This window comes from Humibacillus xanthopallidus (assembly GCF_006716675.1).
Taxonomy (GTDB): Bacteria; Actinomycetota; Actinomycetes; order Actinomycetales; family Dermatophilaceae; genus Humibacillus; species Humibacillus xanthopallidus_B.
Genome location: NZ_VFPM01000002.1, coordinates 122,923 through 142,242, shown reverse-complemented (window position 1 = coordinate 142,242; position 19,320 = coordinate 122,923). Strand labels below are relative to the sequence as shown.

The window sequence follows — 19,320 nt, the reverse complement described above, 5'->3', positions numbered from 1 at the left end:
GGCCGTCATGACCGACACGCCCGCTCTCGACCAGCGCTCCACCGCCCTGATCGACGAGCTGCTCTGGCTCGCCCGTCACGCCCAGCAACGCATCGAGCTGGAGAACCTCGGCGACTACTGGTACGTCCTGGGCCAACGCAACACCTACGCCCGAGCCGCCGCCCTCGTCGCCGCACCCCACCTCGGCGAGGACTCGGCCGTCATCGGCGAACGTATCGTCGACGCCCTCACCTCCGGCTCGGCCACCAGCGGGCCCGGCGACCTCGCCCAGTTGCGCGCAGCGACCCTCGGCACCACTGCCCCAGCCACCTCCCGAGCCTCGTCTCGGCTGGAGTGGATGGGCCGCAAGGCGTTCGACGCCCGCTGCGCCGACATCCCCGGCCTCGACCGCGACTTCGGCATGCGCTGGGGACGCACCCGCAACCAGCGCCTCTCCCTGCGACGCGACCCCGACGCCTCCAGAGACCCGGTCGGGATGCTGTACGCGTACGACCCGACCTGGGACGAGTACGCCCTCATCCAACGCCGCATCCCTGACTCCATCGTCGGTGCGGTCTTCCTCGACGCCTTGAAGCTCGACGAGCACCTTCCCGTCGAGGACTTCGCGCGCCTCCTTGAGGCGCACCGCGACATCCGCACCCGCGTCGTCCCCGCCAGCCTCACCGCGCCCGCCACCGTCAGCCCCGCTGCCAGTCCTGCATTTCGGGTCCTCGAGCCATGACCCTCAACACCGGTGCCCGCACTACCCGGACCACGGTCGGCGCCGTCGATGTGGAGGACGTCCGCCGACGCCACCCCATCGAGGAGGTCGTCGCCGCTTCCGGTGTCGAGCTGCACCGGACCGGCCGCGGGTGGATGGGCTGCTGCCCGTTCCACGACGACACCACCGCGTCCCTATCCGTCGCGGGCGTCGCCGACCGGTTCCACTGCTTCGGGTGCGGCATCTCCGGAGACGTCATCGACTACATCAGCCGCCTCCACGGGGTCGGTTTCCGTGAGGCCGTCGCCGTCCTCGACCACACCGCAGAGGCGGGTATGCCGGCAAGCCTGGCTCCACGCGTTCCTGCCGTCTCGCACGGGGCCGGCGCACGAGTCATCGCCGACGTCGACCCCGGCCGCGGGTACGAGATCAACTCCCTTGCCTGGCAATGGTTCTCGCGGCCGGTCGCGCACACCTTCGCCGTCAGCTACCTGCGCCACCACCGCCGCATCGACCTCCACGCTGCCGAGCTCGAGCTCGGACAGGCCCTGGTCGGCCACTCCGGCCACGGCTGGACGGCCCTGGTCGACCACCTCCGCGGCAGCGGCGTCACCGACGACGAGCTCGTCGCGATGGACCTTGCCCAGACCTCGCGTCAGGGACGGCTCATCGACACCCTCCGCGACCGGCTCATCATCCCCGTCACCCGCCCGGACGGCCAGATCACCGGCTTAGTCGGCCGCGAAACCAGCGGCCACCCCCGAGCACCGAAATACCGCAACCCCACCCGCACCCCGACCTTCAACAAGAGCGAGTGCCTCTACCGACCGACGCACAGGTCCGTCCCCGACGCGGCAGTCGTCGTCGTCGAAGGCGCCCTCGACGCCCTCGCCATCACCGCTGCAGCCTCAGCGTCCCGCTTCATCGAGCAGGTCGCGCCATGCGCGACCCTCGGCACCACCACCACGCCAGCGCAGATCCAGCAGGTTGCGGGCCTCAGCACTGAGCCAGTGGTCATCGCCCTCGACGGCGACCAGGCCGGCGCCGACGGCACCCTCCGCTGGGTCTACGCGCTCTGCCGACAGGGCGGGCAGCTCGCCCTCGTTTCTCGACTTCCCGACGGGCTCGACCCCGCGGACTGGCTCGCCCGCCACGGCCCGGACGGGCTGGTCGCGTTCCACCCGACCCAGCGGCATACGACCCGGGACGCCACGAGCGACGCCCAGGTGCAGGCGGCCAGCCCGCACCTGCCCGGTCGCGAGCTCGCAGCCCTCGCCATCGCCGGCAGCGACCCCGTCAGCACCCTCCTCAGCGACCTCCAGCGGCTGGGGCCGCTGCTGAACCGAGGAGCCCTCCGCGACCTCACCAACGGCGCGGTCGCCGAGATGACCCGCCAAGGCTGGAACCGCGGCCAGGCGTTCACCCGTGAACTGACCCGGGCCCTCGGCTGGGACAGCCAGCCTCCGCCACGGGGTCGGGACCACCTTCCCCCGACCCCGCCCCGCACACCCCATCTGCGCTGACGACCCTGTCCATCGATCAGAAGGAGCACCATTCATGCCATCCGCCGCCGCCCTGCTCGACCGGGCCGCCGACCACCTGACCCGCGCAGCCGACCTCACCGAGACCACCGACCCCGCGTTCGCCGGCCAGATCCGCCTTGCAGCCGCAACCCTGCCCAGTGGCACCGGCGACAGCGACCTTGTCCCGGCCCCCAGCCGGTACAACTCGCCGGCACCGTTCGCCAGCACAGTCGATGTCGCGGGGCTGCTCGAACGGGCCCTCGACTGCCTCGACCAGATCCCGCCCCTCGCCGGACCCGCCGACCTCCAGCTCTGCGCCTGGCACCTGCACGAGCTGCGCCGGATCGCCACCAGCGGGATCGCCTCGTGAGCACCACAACCGCACTCGACCTGCTCGAACTAGCCGACGTGCAGATCCGACGCCTCCGCCACTCCGAGGTCGCCGCGACCACTGAGCAGTGGGAGTCCTTCGACGTCACCCTGCACCGCCTCCTGCTCGAGCTCACCGGACCCGACGCCGGGTACGTCCAATCGCAAGACCCCAGCCGCAACGCGCTGACCATCGCCGTGCGCACCTATCCCAAACCACTGCGCCACCCGATCAACACGCAGCTACGAACCGCAGAGGTCGCCGCCTACCTGAACACTACGAAGGTCACCGTGGTCCGGCGGGTCCACCGCGGCGCACTCCACGCCGTCAAAGACGGCAGCGAGTTCCGCTACGCCAGCAGCAGCATCGACGACCGCCCAGACATCAGACCTTCCGACCCCACCGACCCACACCCCCTCTCCCGAGCCTCCTGCGCCCTCGGCACCATGGCCGACCTGATCCGCGAGAGCCGCGACCACGGGCCAGCCGTCCTGGAACGTGCCGGCGAAGTCGCCGGCGCCGCCCTCCATCTCCTGTCCCTTGCCGCCGTGGCCGCCCGGCACACCCTGGCGCACGGGTCCCTCGACGACGCCATCCGACCCGTTCTCATCGGCCGATACGCCGAGCGAGTCATCGACTCCCTGCGCGACGCCGCGCTCCAACCCGCCAGCCTCGACCGCCTCACCAGCGTCCAACCCGAACGCATCCCGACGTCACTGAACGACCGCCTCGAGGCAGCCCTCCATGCCTGGCAGGGCAGCGTCCGGCAGGAGATCAGCCAACTGATCCCCAGCGTCGATGTCCTGCGGCAGATCGCCAACCAAGGCGCGCACCTGTGCCAGGTTTTGGCCGCCTTCGAGCCAGCCTCAAGCGATTCTGCCCGACACCTCCATGCAGCGGCGCTGGCCCTGACGCAGGGTGATCGAGCCTGGGGGCGGTTGACGACCCTTGCTCGACCCAGCTACCAGTTCGTCGCGGCTAGCCGTGAATTGTTCGAGACTCTCTCCACCGTTGCGAAGGCCTTCGAGCACCCGACCCTAAACAAGTGCCGCGTGGTGAACGACCTCAGTAGCGGAGTCGCCGTCGTGAGCGACCTGATGATTCTCACCCGGTCGCTACCCGATCGGCTTCTCGCCGCCAACGTTCTTTGGGGGCCGGCAAGGGCGCTAAGACACACTGACGATCGACTGCACGACCGCGACCGGGGCCGCCTCGTGCGCGTGGACCAAGCAGATGCTCCCGACCTCACGTCGACGTGGGAGACTGCTACTGGCTTCTGGTCGTGCCTCCCGCAACTGGCGCCCCCGAGTTCGGCGGTTCATCCCACTCTGTAGGTGTTTGCTCCCTTTGACACCGCGCCCTCCGAAGCACCATCGACCGATTCCTTGTGAAAGCCCAGTGTGGGGCATTCGGGCACGCCGCGCTGGTGCTGCCTTCCCCCTACACAGACGCTCTCAAGGATCCCGACCTCGTCACCAAGCCCGAACTTGGCTTCCGATCGAGGATGGGCTTCCGCGTCACCAAGGCGACCACCAACGGCCCGCCCGACGGAACGCCTAGGACATGCTGGGTGCTTCGCCGCGGGGACGTTCATCGATTTTGCAACGGCTCCCGCCCGCGTGTCCCCGTCGTCACCATCACTGGCCCCAGGCACTCATGGACCCCCCACCGCCAAGAAGCAACCCCATCCGCCTCCCCGCGCCCGGCGGAGAGAAGGATGCAGCATTAGCGCACTTTCCACGACGTCATGTGCGAGCCTACTTCCAACCAACTTTGGAGGGGTGTTCATGGGGGCAATCCAGCTTGCACGGCGAGCCGCGCGGACCGGGAGTACGGAGGACCTTCCGGACACGGGAAACCCCCGCCGACCGACCACACGCGGATCAGGCAAACGAGAAGGTACAGGAACCAGCCCTCAACAATCCGGCGGGATATCCCAAGCCCTGGAGACGATCGCCACGTTTACTCCAGGAGAGGCGCTTGGGTTCTACGTGACAGGGGTCGCCCTCATTGGGCAGCCAACGCCTGGCCAAGACGCGTTTGTATTCTCACTGGCCATAGCTGTCACGATTCTTCTTGTGGCAGCGAGCTGGAAGACTGATGGGCGCCCGATGCGAAGTGGGAAGTTCATGCTCTCCCTACTCTTCGCCGTGGCGGCGGCAACTATATACATGTCAGCGATGCCGACCTCCTTCATGCATCAGTGGCCTCCATACACGTCGACTGTGAGCGGACTAGTTGTACTTGCCGCTGCACTCGCGTTGCCCAGTTTGGCCGGGCTTACAGGGCTCTTTGCGCCACAGCGGCGACCCAAATGAACGAGTTCGCTAAATGGTGAGATTGATGGACACTTTGCGGCAAGAGGGCCAGAGACGCAGAAGACTCCGAAAGAGGCTCAGGCGCCTTGCGAGGCGCAAGGTGCATGCAAAAGAGCCTTCGACAGAACGCTCGCAAGACGCCCTAATCCACATTGGCCTCGAACATCATGACCACAGAGATGGTCGATCTTGCTATATTTGGCTACAAAGGAACGGGTTGGCGCTCTGTGCAACCCATTGGTATAGCGCACTCGAGTGTAGAAGGACATCGACCCTCCAGAACACTATACGAAACGCGAGTCATATCCCGGACGCTCTAGTGCACCTCTACGTCGTCTTCGCACACACGAGGCTCGCTCGGATCGAGCCCGAGAGAGGCCCTGCGCTAGGTGTGCCACCAATTACACCTCTGCGACCCCAGGAGATGACCGAGGTAGCGAGTCGCATCTCATACATATCCCGCGATGAGATCGAGCTCATCAATGCTTCGATTGACTTTGTTGCTTGGAAGGCAGGCAGCGGTCGACTCTCCCCAAGCGTCGTCAAGACCTTCCGACGCCTCAGCACCTCCGAGTTGTCTCATGTTCGAGTCGAAGCGATCCTGACGCTTGCCGAGGTGCGCATTATTGTGCGTTTGCGCGAACGGGGACTCAGGGCACGACAACTCCAACGTGTTATTGGCGGAGAAAACGGCAACCACGACATTCGCAATGAATTGAAGAAAGGGCTGGCGGACAGCACTTGGGGCACATCGTACAGTCACAAGTCCATTCTGGATTCATTGGCGCGGATCGAAGGCGGTGACCTGGAGGCGGCTTTACGCGCACTAGCGGGCCAGCCAGTTGTTGAGGAGGCAGGTCCCGCAGCCGAGACGCGAAGCACGCTCCTTGCAGAGAATCTCGCTGACCTGGCGGGGCGGCCGGACCACGACGGGCTACTTGCTCCAGGCGCTATGAGTCGCGCCTTGTCTTTGATAAGGCAAATCTCGGTGTTTGAACTGCCTGAGGATCTCCTTCAAGGCTATACCTTGACGCTCGCCCGAGTCGACGCAGCACTATTGAAGAGTGGAAATAGGCGTGCTCGCACTATGAGAGAAACGATCTGGGACCGGTACTTCGAAATTCGCCAGGCCGCGTGGGATCGTCACGTTGAGGTCGAGCTTGCCATCGCCCAGGCAATGTATACGCACTATCAGATTTGCTCGTGTGGACAATCCATTGCATGGGCTACGCAGTCGCTATTTCATGCTCATGGCCATCTTGAGCCCAACGACCCGAGGACGCTCGGAGTGACAATAAGTCTCTTGAACTGCGCCCTGACCGATCACAGCGAGAATGATTCATATGTACCGATCGTCCCGTTCCTCGACACCCTCGAAGAGCTCTCCGGGTTTCGAAGTGATGCAGATGTGTTAGCAGTTCTTGGCTCGCTCCTGGTAAGCCTTAGCGCCTTCGGCAACGAACGGGAAGCGTTGCTGGATAGAGCCGCGCGTTACTACGAGTGGGCACTCTCGATTGCGCGGATTCAGCGTAGCGCCAGGTATCAGGATTGCTTGGCTGGCGTGGCCACTGTGTTCTTCGCCAGGGGCAACTTGGCGATGGGGGCTCAGGACTTCCGGTCGGCTGAGGCGTTCTATTCTAAAGCAGTTCGATACAGCTCGACAGCATACAAAAGAGCCGACGAGTCAGATCACGCCCGCGCGCTGCTATACGCGAAGATACTTCATGTTCGCTCGGCTCTCAAGAGGGATGCGGCGGGTGAGCAGCGTGCGATTGCAATTCAGAGCCGCAGCCTTCGGGCGGCTGCTGAGATGGGCAAGCAGATCGGTGGTTTGGCCGAGCTAACCATCTGGGTCGATCCGAGCCATCACGCCGGCGACTTCAGCCTGGTTCTCTCCGCCCATGTGGAGGCCATAGAGAATTGGCGTGACAACACTACTTCGGCGCTAGAGGCGGCACTCGCAGTGGCGCGCCATGCCCCGCTGATCTCCGATCCTCGCCTTATTCGGCGCATTCTCGACATCGCTCTGGAGGCGGTTGCAAGTGCTGTATCGGTGCGCGATCCACGGCACGCACTCAGGCGGATTCAGGGTCTTTCGAGTTATGCCGCCGAGTTCTCAGTGGTGAGACTTAACGACCCTTGGCGTGCTTTGCTAGAGCTGGAGCGTGGAACCCTGTTGCGCCTACGCTATCAGCAAATTAAAGGCATCCGGTCCCAACATACAGCGGCATCATTCTCGAAGATGGATGATGAGCAGGAAAGGAGAAGAAGAATCTCGGCGGACCCAGACCGCGCGCCGAGAAGGCCAAAGTTGCTAAACGTTTCGGGGCCGGTTCGGTCGGATCGTCTGGCGCAGGCCACGGGCCAGCCAGTCGTGTACTTGTCCTGCACGGAACGGGGAGGTCTCGCCGTGATGGCGACGCCCGACGGTGATATCACCTGCCGCGTGCTGAATCGACTCAACCTGTCGGTTGTCAATGCGTGGCTAGATCGACTTTCGACCGAGGGGAACGTGCCGGAGTCCCAAGAAGTCCGCGGGGTCCGTGGCCCAAGAGGCTCGGTGGCCCCTGGTCGAGCGCAGGTCGAACGCATCCTGCAGGAGGCAGCGGAGGCGCTGAGCCCGATAGACGAGTACCTAACTGGCTCGGGCTATCGGACTGCTCATGTCATCCCAGTCGGGCAAATGTCCGGGATTCCGTGGTCGCATGTCTTTCGGCTGCAGGTCAACGTCGACCCGTCTGCCGCCCTTGTGTGGGAGTCAATATTGAGAGAGACTACAGTTGGACCTCCTATCGCGATTGGTTCGCCAGATCCATGCGTGTACGCGGGCGAGGAATTCCCACCTCTGCCGGGTGCTCAGGAAGAAGCGACTTGGCTCCGAATGGAGTTTGGATGCCAAACGCTCTCCGGCGGTGAGGCGACTCGGGAGGCGTTTCTGGCCGCATTAGGGTCTGGCGCTGAGTTTGTCCATGTTGGTACACATGGGCACGTTGATCCGACGGCGTGGGGAGAAGACGCCCACCTCTTGTGGTCGAGCCTCAGCGGACCAACTGATGAGAACACTGTGAGCTTCCAAGACCTGATGGAAGCTCAGGTGAGCTGCGATTTGGTTTTCCTCGCAACATGTTGGGGGGGATCGCCGAACAGATCACTCCCGGATGAGGGGATCAGCCTCCCGGCCGCGCTCTTGGCTAGGGGTGCTAGGACTGTCATCGCACCGCTTTGGCCAATTGACGATGATGTGGCAAGTTATCTGGTAAAGCGCTTCTATAGGCATTGGAAGGTCGATGGTATGAATGTACGAGGGGCGCTTGCAGCAGCGTCCGAGGATACGCGGACCCATCCGGATTTCGCGGCCTCCTCGACTTGGGCGGCATTCGCGGTCTCTGGTAGTTCGGACGACTAGAGAGGCACGATCGAAGAACGAGCTCGCCGGCCGTCTCCTTGGATCGGTCCAATCCCCGCCACCGCGGCGGCCCTCCCCCAAACGCACCCCCGCGGGGCGGCTATTCTTGGGCGGCCCCGGCGCCCGGGTAGGGATGGCGATGGCTGCCCAGAAGGTGCCGGTTCTGCTCACCCGAGGAAGCGGCCAGGGGTGCGGTGCCGGTCCATTACGCGAACCGATTGCGGTCGGCGAACCTCATGATGGCGCCGACGACGGCCAACGTGCGCGCCGCGACGAGGGGTCCGACACCTCTAAGGTCCATCATTCGCGACCCCCGGGCCAGGACGATGGCGTTGAGCTCGGCGAACTCCTCGGCGGGGATCCTGCGGCGGTTCTGCCCGCCGATGTCACGCGGGCGGACCGAGGCGGGCAACGTCCTGGCTGACCAGTGGTGATATCCCCCTTCGCCTGTCCCGGAAGCGGTTCCGCCAGCAGCGCGTGGAGCCGCTTGACGGTCTGCACCCGGCGCCGGGAAAGGGCTTCGCGGCGGTTGTGCCCGGTGTCGAACAGGCGCACCCGGGCGGCGAGCTTGGCCGGGACGTCGAGGACCTGCTCGCCGTCCTCGAGGAGCCCTGCGCCAGCGGCCGGGCCGCGCCGTGGGCGCCCGCCCAGACCCGCTCCGGCCAGGCCTTCGCGTAGACGCGCATCGCGGTGTAGCCGGCCTGGTCGGTGGTGAACCGGCCCGAGCCGAGGAACTTCTCGCGTGTGTCGACGACCTCGACCGTCGCGGACAGCTTGTGCGGGTCGACCCCGATGATCACGTGTTCCATGTGCCGCTCCCGACTGTGGTCGAACCGATAGGGACGCCGAGGCGGGCAGTGCTACGACGAGCAGGGCAGTCCCTTTTGAGCCACGCCTTGTCAACGGTGATCGACGGGCCGCAGACCGGTAGTGAGCCACACCGATCAGCTGGCGCGCAGCCACTTGGAGAACTGCCCGCCGATCACCTCGACCGAGTCTGGCCAGACACCGGTCCTAAGGGAATCATTTAGCAGCTGCCAATGGGAGAGGGCACTGACGCCGAAAGCTGCCGCCCTCTCGGCGCCGTCGGGCTGGGTGGGCGGAGAACTGGAGCTGACGAACATACTCTCACGGGCGACCGATCGTGACCCCTGGCGAGCGTGCACACTCCAACCATTAAGGAGTGGAGGACATGGAGCGACTGCTGAGCGTTGATGACGCCGCAAAGGTTCTCGGAACCACGGCGAGGTTTCCGCGGCGCCTCATCGCGGAGAGGCGCATCCGGTTCGTCCGTGTGGGCCGTCACGTCCGGATCCCGGAGTCGGAACTGCAGGAGTTCATCGACGAGGGCACGGTGCAGCGGCTCCGTCTGTATCCGGCCGGTTCGGGCTGATGGTCCGTCGCCGGTTCGGGTACATCCGCAAGCTGCCGTCGGGCCGGTTCCACGCCAGCTACAAGACGCCCGACGGGCAGCGTCACAACGCGCCCGAGACGTACCGGACCGAGGCTGACGCCGGGCGGTTCCTGGACCGGATGCAGCAGGAAGTTGAGCGAGGGCACTGGCAGCCGGACGTGCGACTCGGGCGACGGACTCTGCGCGAGTGCTGCGAGGCCTACCTCGAAGAGAACCCGCGCGTCGGTGAGCGGTGGGCCGAGACGTGTCGTCGCAACATGCGCCTGCACCTGGATGACCTTCTCGACCGACCGATCGCGACGATCACGCCGCCGATGATCCGTGCCTGGCACGCCAAGGCATTGCGTGGATCCGGGGGCCGCACGGCGATCAGCCAGTCCTACCGTTTCATCCGCGCGGTCCTCACCGTTGCCGTCCAGGACGGAGCGATCGTGCGCAACCCGTGCCAGATCTCCGGCGCCGGGGCGCAGCGGTCGCCCGAGCGCAGCATCGCCACGCCTGCTGAGGTCGCTCAGCTGATCGAAGCCACGACACCCCGGTTCCGCGCGGCAGTGGCCCTCGCCGCCTGGTGCGGGCTGCGTCGCGGTGAGATCTGCGCGCTGAGGACGAGCGACGTCGACCTCGCGCTGCGCCGCGTCACCGTACGCCGTAACTACGTCGAACTCCTCGAGGTGGCAAGGAAGTTCGAGAAGGACCCGAAGAGCGAGGCCGGCAAGCGCACCGTCACGATCCCGCCGCACATCATCCCCCTCCTGGAGGAGCACGCTCGCGAGTACGCCGGACCCACCTACTTCGTCGCCGACAGCCGCGGGAACCAGTCCCGCGGCAACACGATCTACCAGGCCTTCGTCCGCGCCCGCAAGGCAGTCGGGCTCACCCTTGCCTTCCACGATCTGCGCCACACCGGCCAGTCCCTTGCCGCGGCGACCGGAGCCAGCCTCGTCGACCTCAAGAAGCGGCTCGGGCACTCCTCCACCGCCGCGGCCCAGCGCTACATGCACGCCGTCGAGGGACGCGACGCCCAGATCGCCGACGCTCTGTCGAAGCTCGCCGAGGGCGGCGACGCGAGCAAGCTGCCCAGGTCGTTCTGATCGCCTGAATCGCACGCTGGATCGCACGGCGACGGCGAAACCCCCTGTGACCAGCGTGAACTCGTCTCCCTGAAAATCGGAAGGTCGGCGGTTCGACCCCGCCCCTAGCCACCACTCTTAATTGCGGTTCAACCGCCTCTCACCCGCGGTGGATCCGTCGGCATATGTGTGGGCCGTGGTCCCGAGATGCCTTCCTACGGTGCTGACCGTCGTGTAGAACTCGAAGATGACCGCCCGACGTCGGCCGCGATGGTCCGAGCTGCAGCCGATCCTTCGTCCGAGGCAGGCGTCGCTCAACCCCACCGTTCGGCGGCTGGCCACGACCGCGTCGATCGCGGATCTCCGGCAGTTGGCTCGCAGACGGGCGCCCCGGGCCGTCTTCGACTACACCGACGGCGGCGCGGGTGACGAGATCGCGCTGCAGCGCTCGCGGGAGGCCTACGCCCGGATCGAGTTCCGGCCCCACGTCCTGCAGGATGTGTCCGAGGTGGACACCACGACGGCCATCCTCGGGCGACCCGCCGCCGCACCGGTCGTGTTCGCCCCGACCGGCTTCACCCGGATGATGCACACCGAGGGTGAGGGAGCCGTCGCCCGGGTGGCCGCACGGGCAGGCATCCCCTATGCCCTGTCCACGATGGGCACGACCTCGATCGAGGCACTCGCTGACGCGGCGCCCGAGGGTCGACGCTGGTTCCAGCTCTACCTGTGGCGCGACCGCGAGGCGAGTCGCGACTTCGTCACGCGGGCCCATGTGTCGGGCTACGAGGCGCTCGTCCTCACCGTCGACACTCCCGTGGCGGGCCCGCGCCTCCGCGATGTGCGCAACGGGCTCACGATCCCGCCGTCGCTGTCGCTCCGTACTGTCGTCGACGGGGCACTGCACCCGGCCTGGTGGTTCGACCTGCTGACGACGGAGCCGCTCGAGTTCGCCTCGCTCACCCGCTTCGAGGGCACCGTGGCCGAGCTCGTCGGCCGACTCTTCGACCCGGCCGCGACGATCGCCGACCTCGCCTGGCTCCGCTCCATCTGGGAGGGGCCGCTCGTGGTCAAGGGCATCCTGACCGTCGAGGACGCGCGGGCTGTCGTCGACGCCGGTGCCGACGCGGTCGTCGTGTCGAATCATGGCGGACGACAGCTCGACCGCTCCGCCACGCCCCTTGAGGCGCTCCCCGCGATCGTCGCGGCCGTCGGCGACCGGGCAGAGGTCTACGTCGACGGCGGGATCATGTCGGGCAGCGACGTCGTCGCGGCCGTCGCCCAAGGCGCCCGGGCTGCCCTCGTCGGGCGGGCGTATCTCTACGGCCTCATGGCCGGTGGGGAGCGAGGGGTGCAGCGGGTCGCCGACATCCTCCTGCGCGAGGTGTCCTCCACCCTGGCGCTGCTCGGTGTCACCCGGGTCGCCGACCTGCGACCCGATCACCTGCGGATTCGTCAGGACGCGAGGTAGTTTCGGGCATGGACGTCATCGAGTACACGCCTGCGCGCGACCAGTACGCCTATACCTTCGGCGGCGCCGCCCCGGCCCTGCGCGTCACGCCCGGGACCGCCCTGCGGCTCTGGTCCGACGATGCCTTCGGGGGCGCCCTGCGCAGCGTCGACGACCTCTCGAGCGCCAAGGTCGACCTCCGCTTCGTCAACCCGCAGACCGGGCCCTTCTACGTCGAGGGGGCAGAGCCCGGCGACACGCTCGTGCTCCACCTCGTCGCCCTCGAGCCGGCCCGCGACTGGGGCGCCTCGGCGGCAATCCCGTTCTTCGGCGGCATGACGAGCACCGACCGGGTCGTCACCCTGCAACATCCCCTGCCCGACACGACATGGATCTACGAGCTCGACCGGGACCGTCGCACCGTCGCCTTCGCGGCGAGGCACAGTGACCACCGCATCGAGCTCCCGCTCGAGCCGATGCTCGGGACCGTCGGGGTCGCGCCTGCCGGAGGAGAGGTCCGCTCGTCCCTGGTCCCCGAACGGTTCGGCGGCAACATGGATACCCCGCAGATGCGAGCCGGGTCGACCGTCTTCCTCGGCGTCAACGTCGAGGGCGCGCTCTTCTCCATCGGTGACGGCCACTACAGACAGGGTGAGGGTGAGGCCTGCGGCACGGCCGTCGAGGGCGCGATGACGACCACCCTCATCGTGGACCTCGTCAAGGGCGGGGCGCCTGGCTGGCCCCGCATCGAGGACGACACCCACTGGATGACGGTCGGCTCCAGCCGGCCGATGGAGGACTCATGGCGAATCGCGAACGCCGAGCTCGTCCACTGGGTGGCCAAGCTCCAGGGCCTGCACACCATGGACGCCTACCAGCTCTGCTCGCAGATCGCCGAGGTGCCCGTCGCCAACGTCGTCGACGCCAACTACAGCGTCGTCGTCAAGGCGGCCAAGGCGCTGCTCCCTGCCGCTGACGCCTTCGGTGGCATCCATGCAGACCTGCGTGCACGGGCTCGTTCCCTCGGCACGGTCTGACCCTCGCTGCTCACACCGGACCACCGCACGTCCCTCTTCCGTCATGAAAGGCCCAGACCCATGGATCTGCAGCTGACCGACAAGCGCGTCCTCGTCACCGGAGGCACCCGTGGCATCGGGCTTGCCATCGTCGAGGCCTTCCTCGACGAGGGCGCCACCGTCGGCTATTGCGCCCGGGACACCGACGCGGTGACGATGACGCAGGAGGCGCTGACCGCCCGCGGGCGAGCCATCGGGTCGGTCGTCGATGTCGGCGACGGCGAGGCGCTCGCCGCCTGGGTCGAGCGGTCCGCCGCGGCCTTCGGTGGCATCGACTGCGTCGTCGCCAACGTCAGCGCGCTCGCGATCCCCGACACCGAGGAGAACTGGCAGCTGAGCCTCAACGTCGACGTCATGCACACCGTGCGTCTCGTGCGGGCCGCCATGCCCTACCTCGAGCGGAGCGACGCACCGTCGATCATCGCGATCTCCAGCGTGTCGGGCCGTGAGTCAGACTTCGCGTCCGGCCCCTATGGCACCGCCAAGACCGCGATCGTCGGCTACATTCACGGCCTGGCGATGCAGCTCGCCGACAAGGGGATCCGCGCGAACACCGTCTCGCCCGGCAACACCTACTTCGAGGGCGGGGTGTGGGCGAGCATCGAGACCGGCGACCCGGCACTCTTCGAGATGGCGGTGGGACTCAACCCAACCGGCCACATGGGAGCCCCGGAGGAGGTCGCCGCGCCGGTCGTCTTCCTCGCCAGTCCGGTGGCCAGCCGGATCAGCGGCACGAACCTTGTCGTTGACGGTGCGCTGACTCGAGGGATCCAGCTGTAGACCCCCAGCGCCCAACGGCATACGGGCGCCTGGGTACGCGGGCCGACGTCAAGCGTCGGGCGCGCCGAGCACGCCCTCGAGTACCCCGTCATCAGGCACATGAACAACCTCGAGTCGGTGCTGACCCACGAGGGCACGGTCGAGACCCACACCCTCATCCTCGGTCGGGCCATCACCGGCCAGTCCGCCTTCCGCTGACGCGGGTCAGGGCTTCTTGGACGCGGCCGGTGCGTCTGCGGGCTCGGTCGCCGTCACACCCGTCTTCGCCGAGAGGTCGGTGATGAACGCAGATCCGGGCCGGTCGGAGATCCGACGTCGGAACCACAGGATGAACTTCCTCTTGTCGCTGTTCTTCTCCCCCGCCGGCACGGTGTCGGAGAGCCCCTGGTAGTACGCGTCCAGCGCGGTGATCGTCGCCTCGCGCTGCGGGAACTTGCCTGCTCCATCAGGCTTCTCGGCGTCGTAGTACCCGATGAGCGGAGCCCACTGGTTGCCGAACGTCTTGATGAAGTAGTGGACGAAGCTGTCCGTCCACACCTCCAGCTCGCCGGCCGACGGCTTCCTCGAGTGGTAGAGCTCGTGGTCGGCGTAGAGGGCGACGTCCATCGGCGATCCCGCCTTGAGCGCCTTGGGCCCGAGGATGCAGTACTGCGCGCTGGGACCCGGACCGAACGTGTGCCCGGCGACGTCACCGACGGGGTTGCCGTTCGTCTTCTTCTTGCTCGTCAGCCGCACGTCGACGTTGATCGTCGGCGCGAGCGCGTAGTCGGCAGGGGCGAGCTGTCCCGGCGAGGTCGTGCCCGCCTCCTTGACGGTGTATGCCGCCCCGAGTGCCTCCTGCGCCAGCGCGGTGAGTGCCGCGCTCTTCACGGTCAGGTCGGTCTCGGCCTGCGCCTCGGTGACCCGCTGGTCCCACGTCTTGACGGGAGCAGCGGGGTTGGTCGTGGGGTTGGTGGTGGGCGCCGTCTTCGCCACGGTGCCGGCATCGACGGTCGGCGTGTTGGGCTTCGGTTCCAGCGCCGGGAGGCCGGACGGGGTCGCGGGCTGGCCGACTCTCGACGGACGCCGCTCGGCCACGGCCACGCCGGCACGGTCAGCGGCGGCCTGGGGGTCGAGAGCCGCCCCGGGGGCCGGTTGACCACCCTCCTGCTGGATCACGTGTGCGAGCTCGTGGCCGATCAGGCGTTCGCCCTCGTGAGTGCCGGGGCGGTACTCGCCGGGAGCGAAGTAGACGTCGCGACCGATGGTTGCGGCCCGCGCGCCGAGGCTGTCGGTCACCCTCTCCGCCTCGGCGTCGGCATGGATGCGCACGTGCGCGAAGTCGTGGTCGAGGAAGCGCGACGCCCGTTCCGCGGTCACGTCAGGCAGTCTCGCGACACTCGACGACGGCGTGGCGGTCTCGGGCGTCTGCGCCGGAGTGCGTGCGCGGGCCGGAGTCATGTCGTCTCCTTGGGCTGTCCTGCTGACCCAGCGTACCGACCACCCCATCGCCCGCGACGAAATCGCAGATAACGGACAACGCCCGCGCTGACCGTCCTACGCTCGAAGAGGCCCACGGAGAGATGAAAGGGGCGGCGCGAATGAGCACACGATGGAAGAGGGCACTGGTCGCGACGTCTGCGCTGGTCCTCGTCAGTGCCGGGACGGCGGCGGCCGTGGGCTTCTCACCAGGGTCGCCCGGGGCGGGTGACCCCTACTTCCCCAACGCCGGCAACGGCGGTTACGACGTCTCCCACTACTCCCTCACCCTGGGCTACGAACCCACCTCGAGGCAGCTCACCGGCACAGCGGTTATCAGTGCGACGGCCACGCAGGACCTCTCCCGGTTCGACCTCGACCTCCGAGGCTTCACGATCTCAGCACTGCAGGTGAACGGCACTCCCGCAGCCTTCGAGCGCGTCGGCACCGAGGAGCTCGTCATCACACCGAGCACGGGCCTTCGCGCCGGTGGCGCGTTCAGCGTGACGGTCACCTACTCCGGCATACCTCAGTCGGTGACCGACCCCGACGGGTCGATCGAGGGCTGGGTGCCGACGGCAGACGGTGCCTTCGTCGTCGGGGAGCCGCAAGGCTCACCGAGCTGGTTCCCGGTCAACGACACCCCGCGAGACAAGGCGACCTTCGACTTCGCGGTCTCCGTTCCGGAGGGCCTCACCGTCATGGCGAACGGCGTCCTCGTGTCGAACAGGTCCGCGGGGGGACGCACGACGTGGGTCTGGCGAGAGAGCGACCCGATGGCTCCCTACCTCGCCACCGCGACCCTGGGTCGCTTCGACCTCACCGTCGGGCAGGTCGGCAGCATCCCCTCCTACGTCGCCATCGACCCGACGCTGCCCGCGGGCAACGTCTTCCGCAAGCTCCCGCAGATCGTGCAGTTCTACGAGTCGATCTACGGGCCCTACCCGTTCAACGCCGTCGGCTCCGTCGCGGACAACGCCCCGGAAGTGGGGTACTCCCTCGAGACGCAGACGAAGCCCGTCTACGACCGGATGCCGGACGAGCCGACGGTGGCCCACGAGCTGTCCCACATGTGGCTGGGAGACTCCGTCACCCTCAGCCAGTGGCCGGACATCTGGCTCCACGAGGGCTTCGCGACGTGGTCCGAGTGGATGTGGAGCGAGCACAACGGACAGAAGAGTGCCCAGAGCACCTTCGACACCCTCTACAACACGCCCGCCTCCAGGACCTCCTTCTGGACGCCGCCCCCAGGTGCCCCTGGCGACCCGGCGCACCTCTTCGACGGCACCATCTACGAGCGCGGCGCCATGACGGTGCAGGCACTGCGGCAGAAGGTCGGCGACGACACGTTCTTCCGGATCATGCGCACGTGGGTCCAGGACAACCGCTACGGCAACGTCTCGACCCCGCAGTTCATCGCGCTCGCCGAGACGATCTCGGGCCAGGACCTCGGACACTTCTTCGACGTCTGGCTCTACCAGCGCGAGAAGCCCACCTCCTGGTGACCCCGACCACCGGCGCTCGACCCGGAGGTCGTCGCGTCCACTCCGGCTGACATCTGGGCCACCATGGTCCGTATGGGTGCGACAGGCCATGACGAGATCGAGCGCAAGTACGACGTCGAGCGCAGCACGACCTTCCCGGATCTCCGAGCCGCAGAGGGCGTTGCCTCCGTGGGGCTACCCGCCGAGCTCCTCCTCGAGGCGGTCTACTACGACACCGCCGCCTACGACCTCGCCCACCACGGCATCACGCTGCGGCGGCGCGTCGGCGGCACCGACGCGGGTTGGCATCTCAAGCTCCCGGCGGGCACGGACACGCGCAGGGAGCTGCACGAGCCCCTGGGTCCCGGCGGCGAGCCGGTGCCCGACGGGTTCGGCGAGCTCGTGCATGCCGCCGCCGCGGGCCAGCGCCTCGCCCCGGTCGCCACGCTGACCACGAGGCGGCGGGAGTTCGCACTGCTCGACGCGGAGGGCATCCCCCTCGCGCACGTCTGCGACGACGCGGTCGACGCGCGCGCTCTGCTCCACGAGCGCGACCAGTCCTGGCGCGAGTGGGAGGTCGAGCTTGCTGCAGGTCCGGAGGCGCTGCTCGACGCCGTGGCTGAGCTGCTGCTCGCGGCGGGCGCCACGCCCTCCACCTCGGGCTCCAAGCTCGGCCGGGCGCTGGGCGTGTCCTTCCGGAAGGCCCGCCTGTAGTCGAGGGCCCAACGAGAGTCAGCGCGTCCGCTGCCCCGCGTCGGTCATCGCGGGGCGACGACTCTTCCACACGAGGTCGAGGACGACGCTGAGGGCAAGCAGCGCGACGAGCGTGATCGTCGTCGCCGGCTCGTTGACCAAGGTCGTCGCGGCGAAGGCCACCAGCACGACGATCGTCGCGAGGTTGGCCAGCACGAGCACGGACAGGCGCGCTCCCGTCTCGCGCCTGATCCTCATGTGCCCGAAGGTGACCAGGGTGAAGACGATGAGCGCGACCGCACTACCGATCGAGGCAATCGCATTGAGATCCAAGAAGATCGCCATGAGGATGGCCGCCGTCGTCGTCAGCACGATGCCCATCGAGGCTCGGCCACCCACCCGGTGACCCATGACCGGCGGGAACTGCCGTGACGCCGCCATCTGGTCTGCGAGTCCCGTCGCCGGGTAGAGCCCGGAGTTCGTGGCGCCCGCCGTCGCAAACAGCGCCGTGATGCTCATGAGCCAGTAGCCGGCCGATCCCAGGACCGGCTCCGCGGCCACCGCCAGAGCCGTACCGCCCGAGGCGATCACCTGTTCGACGGTGAGGGTGCCGAAGACCCCGATCGCCACGGCCACGTAGACGACGGTGGCGATCGCGAGCGCCAGGTAGACGGCCCGAGGCAGCTGACGCCTCGGCTCGGCGAGGTCCTTCGACGTGAACGTGATGACGCCGAACCCGAGGAACGCGAAGAACGTGAGCGCCACGCTCGAGACGACCTGCCGGAACGACGGGTAGCCGGAGAAGGCCAGCAGGTCGACGTTGAGGTTCGCGATCGTCGCGACCGAGAAGACGGTGAGGATGCCGACGACCACGACCACGACGACCGTCTGGGCCCGCGCAACCGCCTGAGAGCCCAGGACGTTGAGTCCGGCCATGACGAGCAGGATGAGCACGGCGAATGCCGTCGTCCAGCCGGCCCCGTCGGACACCGCAGCGCTCGCATAGCTGCCGAAGGACACGGCCACCATGGCCGTGATGATGGCGTTGACCGCGATGAGCATCCACGCGATGACACCGGTGAGGTGACCGTCTCCCCAGCCGCGCACGACGTACTCGACGAAGCCCCCACCCGCCGGGTACCGGGCACCCAACCGGGCGAACGAGTAGCCCTGCAGCGCGGCCACGGTGCCCGCGAGGAGGAAGGAGATCCAGACCGCCGCGCCCGCGACCTCGCCGGCGGCTCCGAGCAGCGCGAAGATGCCGGCCCCGACCATCGAGCCGACCCCGATGAACGCGGCCTGACGCACCGTCAGCGCGCCGGCCTTCTTCTTCTCGGGTCCCGTTGCGGATGGCGACTGCGTCCTCGCCTCGGACATGGTGCTCAGCCCCTCAGGCCTCGTGGCAGGCCCGCCCCTGGCGCGCCTCGCCACCCTCGATCCCTGCCCTTCCATCGTCCGCCCGGACGAGCCGCAGGGATGCGCCGCCGAGGGGTGACCTCCGCGACACCCCTCGTCCGCGAATCATCCTTCGCGTGTGGTGACAACCCGCCTGCCCCCGCGATGTCCTGATGGAGTCAA

Annotated in this window: 15 protein-coding genes; 13 read left to right on the top strand and 2 right to left on the bottom strand. The window is 67.4% G+C overall.

All coding sequences use genetic code 11. From position 1 onward, the window contains the following. The first annotated feature begins 7 nt into the window (after positions 1-7). From FBY41_RS08555 to FBY41_RS08505, 11 genes are all read left to right on the top strand, one after another. Entirely contained in the window at positions 8-721 is a 714-nt protein-coding gene (locus FBY41_RS08555; RefSeq protein ID WP_141843507.1) for a hypothetical protein, read from the top strand. Continuing rightward, positions 718-2,223 carry a CHC2 zinc finger domain-containing protein gene (locus FBY41_RS08550; protein ID WP_141843505.1) on the top strand — a complete coding sequence of 502 codons (1,506 nt, stop codon included), beginning with the start codon at positions 718-720 and terminating at the stop codon, positions 2,221-2,223. The genes FBY41_RS08555 and FBY41_RS08550 overlap by 4 nt, the downstream gene beginning before the upstream one ends. A 34-nt stretch (positions 2,224-2,257) precedes the next feature. Continuing rightward, entirely contained in the window at positions 2,258-2,593 is a 336-nt protein-coding gene (locus FBY41_RS08545; RefSeq protein ID WP_141843503.1) for a hypothetical protein, read from the top strand. Next, positions 2,590-3,927, top strand: coding sequence for a helix-turn-helix domain-containing protein (locus tag FBY41_RS08540; RefSeq protein WP_141843501.1), 1,338 nt, complete (start codon positions 2,590-2,592; stop codon positions 3,925-3,927). Before FBY41_RS08545 ends, FBY41_RS08540 begins: the two co-directional genes overlap by 4 nt. Before the next feature lie 1,408 nt (positions 3,928-5,335). Then, the gene (locus FBY41_RS08535) at positions 5,336-8,317 is read left to right on the top strand and encodes a CHAT domain-containing protein (protein ID WP_185748981.1); all 2,982 of its coding nucleotides are present in this window, start codon (positions 5,336-5,338) and stop codon (positions 8,315-8,317) included. A gap of 477 nt (positions 8,318-8,794) precedes the next feature. Continuing rightward, a complete protein-coding gene (locus FBY41_RS23370) occupies positions 8,795-8,995 on the top strand; it encodes a hypothetical protein (protein ID WP_185748980.1) in 201 nt (66 codons plus the stop codon). Positions 8,996-9,509: 514 nt separating this feature from the next. Then, positions 9,510-9,710, top strand: coding sequence for an excisionase family DNA-binding protein (locus tag FBY41_RS08525; protein WP_141843498.1), 201 nt, complete (start codon positions 9,510-9,512; stop codon positions 9,708-9,710). Then, on the top strand, positions 9,710-10,822 hold the full coding sequence (locus FBY41_RS08520) for a tyrosine-type recombinase/integrase (RefSeq protein ID WP_141843496.1): 1,113 nt from the start codon (positions 9,710-9,712) through the stop codon (positions 10,820-10,822). Before FBY41_RS08525 ends, FBY41_RS08520 begins: the two co-directional genes overlap by 1 nt. Before the next feature lie 226 nt (positions 10,823-11,048). Continuing rightward, positions 11,049-12,272, top strand: coding sequence for an alpha-hydroxy acid oxidase (locus FBY41_RS08515; RefSeq protein WP_141843494.1), 1,224 nt, complete (start codon positions 11,049-11,051; stop codon positions 12,270-12,272). Positions 12,273-12,280: 8 nt separating this feature from the next. Next, a complete protein-coding gene (locus tag FBY41_RS08510; RefSeq protein ID WP_141843492.1) occupies positions 12,281-13,288 on the top strand; it encodes an acetamidase/formamidase family protein in 1,008 nt (335 codons plus the stop codon). A 60-nt stretch (positions 13,289-13,348) separates the two neighbouring features. Next, a complete protein-coding gene (locus FBY41_RS08505; protein ID WP_141843490.1) occupies positions 13,349-14,107 on the top strand; it encodes an SDR family NAD(P)-dependent oxidoreductase in 759 nt (252 codons plus the stop codon). Positions 14,108-14,311: 204 nt separating this feature from the next. On the opposite strand, the gene FBY41_RS08495 is transcribed toward FBY41_RS08505, so the two are convergent. Then, the gene (locus FBY41_RS08495; protein WP_185748979.1) at positions 14,312-15,466 is read right to left on the bottom strand and encodes an eCIS core domain-containing protein; all 1,155 of its coding nucleotides are present in this window, start codon (positions 15,464-15,466) and stop codon (positions 14,312-14,314) included. A 221-nt stretch (positions 15,467-15,687) separates the two neighbouring features. Here FBY41_RS08495 and FBY41_RS08490 point away from each other — a divergent pair, with 221 nt between their 5' ends. After that, the gene (locus FBY41_RS08490; protein WP_221629246.1) at positions 15,688-17,070 is read left to right on the top strand and encodes a M1 family metallopeptidase; all 1,383 of its coding nucleotides are present in this window, start codon (positions 15,688-15,690) and stop codon (positions 17,068-17,070) included. A gap of 72 nt (positions 17,071-17,142) precedes the next feature. After that, complete coding sequence (locus FBY41_RS08485) at positions 17,143-17,763, top strand: CYTH domain-containing protein (RefSeq protein WP_185748978.1); 621 nt, start codon at positions 17,143-17,145, stop codon at positions 17,761-17,763. Between the two features lie 18 nt (positions 17,764-17,781). On the opposite strand, the gene FBY41_RS08480 is transcribed toward FBY41_RS08485, so the two are convergent. Continuing rightward, complete coding sequence (locus FBY41_RS08480) at positions 17,782-19,119, bottom strand: APC family permease (RefSeq protein WP_141843482.1); 1,338 nt, start codon at positions 19,117-19,119, stop codon at positions 17,782-17,784. Positions 19,120-19,320 lie beyond the last annotated feature (201 nt).